This is a genomic window from Pseudoxanthobacter soli DSM 19599 (assembly GCF_900148505.1).
In the GTDB taxonomy this organism is placed as follows: domain Bacteria; phylum Pseudomonadota; class Alphaproteobacteria; order Rhizobiales; family Segnochrobactraceae; genus Pseudoxanthobacter; species Pseudoxanthobacter soli.
The window spans coordinates 1-4,533 of record NZ_FRXO01000021.1; the positions used below are offsets into that span (position 1 = coordinate 1).

A 4,533-nucleotide genomic window follows, 5' to 3' on the forward strand; every position below is an offset into this window, starting at 1 on the left:
GTGGCCACGGCCCAGACGCTGACGCTCTCGAACGTGGTCTCGGGCACGGGCACGCTGACCAAGAGCGGCGACGGTATCCTGTCGCTGACAGGCACCAACACCTACACCGGCGCGACCACGGTCACGGGCGGGGAACTGCGGATCGCGGGCGGCGCCTCGCTGTCGGATACCGCCCGTCTCCTCGTCGGCGGCGGCGCCCTCGTCACCCTCACCAACGCCGACGAGACCGTCGGCTCGCTGGCGGGCAGCGGCACGGTGGCGCTCTCGGGCTACTGCCTGACGGCGGGCGGCGACGGCTCGAACTCGGCCTTCTCCGGCACGATCTCCGGCCCGGGCTGCCTGACCAAGACCGGCACGGGCACGCTGACGCTGACGGGCACCAACACCATGGACGGCCCGGTGACCGTGGCCGGGGGCGGCACGGTGCAGGTCACCGCGGCCTCGGCGCTCGGCACGGGCCCGCTGGCGCTGCAGAGCGGCGGCACGCTGAGGGCGAGCGGCACCTTCAGCTACGACGCCCCGGTCTCGCTGACCTCCAGCGGCGGCACCTTCGAGGTCGACGGCGACGTCGACGGCTATCAGACGCTGACCCTGACGGGCGCCATCACCGGGGGAGGCGCGCTCAACAAGACCGGCCTCGGCTGGCTCGTCATCGCCGGCACCAACACCGCGACCGGGCCGACCAACGTCGCGGCGGGTACGCTGCAGGCGACCGGCGGCAACGCCCTCGGCGACGAGAGCGCGGTCAGCGTGGCGGCGGGCGCGCGGCTCATCGTCGACGGCAGCGAGACCACCGGCTCGCTCGCCGGCGCCGGCCAGGTGACGCTGTCGAGCGGCACCCTCAGCCTCGGCGGCAGCAATGCCGACGCGGTGTTCGCCGGCACCCTGGACGGCGCGGGCGGGCTCACCAAGATCGGGACGGGCACCCAGACGCTCACGGGCATCAGCACCTATGCCGGCGACACGGCGGTGCAGGGCGGGCGGCTCGCGGTCGAGGGCAGCCTCACCGACAGCGACGTCTATGTCTACGACCAGGCGACGCTGTCGGGCGGCGGCACGATCACCAAGACCGTGCACGTGCTCGACGGCGGCACGCTCGCCGGCACTGAGACCAGCGGCCTCACCATGGGCGCGCTCGACCTGCAGTCCGGGTCCAATGTGGACGTCACCCTCGGCGCGGTCGGCGGCTCGGGCGTGTTCAACGTCACCGGCAACCTCACGCTCGCCGGACAGGTCAACGTCTCCGCGGCGCCGGGCTTCGGCTTCGGCATCTACCGCATCATGAGCTATGGCGGCACGATGACCGACAACGGCATCACCGTCGGCTCCATGCCGGAGGGCTATGCCGGCGGCGTGCAGACCTCGGTCGCCGGGCGCATCAACCTGTTCGTCGAGGACCCCAACAGCCCGGTGATCTTCTGGAACGGCGCCAACACCACCGCCACCCAGACCGTGCTCGGCGGCACCGGCACCTGGACCGCCGGCCCGCAGACCAACTGGATCAACGCCTCCGGTACCATCCCCAAGGCCTGGAACAGCGGCTTCGCCGTGTTCCAGGGCTCGCCGGGCACGGTGACGGTCGACGACAGCCAGGGTCAGGTCACGACCGCCGGCATGCAGTTCGTCGAAAGCGGCTATGTCGTCACCGGCGACGCCATCGCGCTCGCCGGCAGCAGCCAGGCCACCGTGCGCGTCGGCGACGGCACCGTGGAGAGTGCCGGCACCGTCGCCACCATCGCCAGCGCCCTCACCGGCACCGGCGGGCTGGAGAAGAGCGACTACGGCACCCTGATCCTGACCGGCGCCAGCACCTACACCGGCGGCACCACCGTCGCCCAGGGCACGCTGCAGATCGGCAACGGCGGCACCTCCGGCTCGATCGCCGGCAACGTCGCCGACAACGCCACCCTCGTCTTCAACCGCTCCGACGCCACCACCTTCGCCGGCGCCATCTCCGGCACCGGCACCGTGGTGCAGGCCGGCACCGGCACCCTGACGCTTGCCGGCAACAACAGCTATGCCGGCGGCACCAGCCTGACCGCTGGAGCGCTCGCCGTCGCCACCAGCACCGCCCTCGGCACCGGCACCCTCGCGATGAGCGAGGGCACGACGCTCGCCTTCGCGGCGGACGGGCTGAATCTCGCCAATGCGGTGACGCTCACCGGCGATCCGACCGTGTCGGTCGGGGCCGGCCAGACCGGCATCCTCTCCGGGGTGCTGTCGGACGGCACCGCCCCCGGCGACATCGTCAAGACCGGCGCCGGCACCCTGGTGTTCGCCGCCGACAACACCTATTCCGGCGGCACCACCATCTCCGCCGGCACGCTGCAGCTCGGCAACGGCGGCACCGCCGGCTCCCTCGTCGGCAACGTCACCGACAACGGCGTGCTCGCCTTCAACCGCGCCGACAGCGTCACCTTCGCCGGCATCGTCTCCGGCACCGGTTCGCTGGTGCAGGCCGGCACCGGCACGCTCACGCTGACCGGCGCCAACACCTACACCGGCGGCACCACCGTCGCCTCCGGCACGCTCGCTGGCAACGCCACCAGCCTGCAGGGCAACATCGCCAACAGCGGCGCCGTGGTGTTCGACCAGGCCGGCACCGGCACCTATGCCGGCGTCGTCTCCGGAACCGGCTCCCTCACCAAGACCGGCACCGGCACCCTGATCCTCACCGGCGAGAACACCTATAGCGGCGGCACCACCATCTCCGAGGGCACGCTGCAGCTCGGCAACGGCGGCACCACCGGTTCCGTCACCGGCGACATCGTCAACAACGCCGCCCTCGTGTTCAACCGCGCCGGCACCTACGACTTCCCCGGCACCATCACCGGTTCCGGCTCGGTCACCATCCTCACCGGCACGGTCAACTTCCTCTCCGCCAACGGCTATACCGGCCCGATCTCGGTGGATGGGTCGCAGTTCCTGCTGTCGCCGGGCGCGGTGTCGGCCTCCAGCTTCACCATCGGCTCGGGCGGCCTCATCGGCGGCTCCGGCACCATCGCCGGCCTCACCATGCTCGACGGCGGCACCGTGTCGCCCGGCTACTCGCCCGGTACCCTCACGGTCAGCGGCAATGTCAGCTTCGCCCCGGGCTCGGTCTATGTCGTCGACATCACCCCGTCCGGCGAGCACGACCTGATCGCCGCCTCCGGCACCGCCACCATCACGGGGGGCACCGTGCAGGTGGTCGCGGTCGAGGGCACCTACGCGCCGGGCACGACCTACACCATCCTCACCGCCCAGGGCGGCGTCACCGGCACCTTCGACAGCGTCACCGCCAACTACGCCTTCCTCGATCCGAGCCTCAGCTACGACGCCAACGACGTCTACCTGACGGTGATGCGCAACGCGACGCCGTTCCCGGCCACCGCCACCACCGCCAACCAGCGCGCGGTCGCGGGCGCGGTGGAAAGCCTCGGCGTCGGCAACCCAGTCTACGACGCCGTGGTCCAGCTCTCCGCCGCCGAGGCCCCGCTCGCCTTCGACAGCATGACCGGCGAGGCCTATGCCTCGGCCGCCGTGGTGCTGCAGCAGCAGTCGAGCTACCTGCGCGAGGCGGTCGGTTCCCGCCTGCGCCAGGGCCTCGACGGCGGCAAGGCGACCGCCGGCCAGCAGACCGCCAGCCTCGCGCCCGGCTATGATGCCACCGTGTGGGCGCAGGGCTACGGCGCCTGGGGCCAGACCGCCGGCAACGGCAACGCCGCCAGCCTCGACCGCTCCATCGGCGGCTTCTTCGCCGGCGTGGACGCCGCCTTCGGCGAGGCCTGGCGCGTCGGCGCGGTCGCGGGCTACAGCCGCTCGACCTTCGACGTCGATGCCCGCTCTTCCTCCGGCGACAGCGACAACTACGATCTCGGCCTCTATGCCGGGGGCAAGTTCGGTGCCCTCAAGCTGCTCGGCGGCCTGTCCTATACCTGGCACGACGTCTCGCTCGACCGCACCGTCGCCTTCTCCGGCTATGCCGGCGCCAACGGCGCCGACTACAAGGCCGGCACCACCCAGGTGTTCGGCGAGGCCGGGTGGACCATCGCCCTCGACAAGGCGCTCGACCCGAAGACCTTCGGCAAGGCCGCCCTGGAGCCTTTCGTCGGCCTCGCCTATGTCAACCTGTCCTCGGACGACTTCACCGAGACCGGCTCGACCTCTGCGCTCACCGGCTCCCTCGATACCCAGAACACGCTCTATTCGACCCTGGGCATCCGGGCGGCGACGGAGTTCGCACTCGGCAACGGCGCCACCCTCGTGCCGCATCTCAGCCTCGGCTGGCAGCACGCCTTCGGCGACGTCAACACCTCCGCGGCGCTGGCATTCACCTCCGGCGGCACGCCGTTCTCCGTCGCCGGCCTGCCCATCGCCCGCGACACCGCCATCCTCGGGGCCGGCATCGACTACGACTTCACCGACAAGGTCTCCGCCAGCCTGTCCTACAACGGACAGTTCGCCTCCGGCGTCTCCGACAATGCCTTCAAGGGATCCCTCAACATCCGCTTCTGAACGGCAAACAGCCCCTCCCGGACACGCCGGGAGGGG

Annotated in this window: 1 protein-coding gene; it reads left to right on the plus strand. The window is 71.5% G+C overall.

What is annotated here, in order from left to right; translation table 11 throughout:
* On the plus strand, window positions 1-4,497 hold a 4,497-nt coding region (locus BUF17_RS21935), incomplete at its 5' end, for an autotransporter domain-containing protein (protein ID WP_139282644.1).
* Window positions 4,498-4,533: the final 36 nt, after the last annotated feature.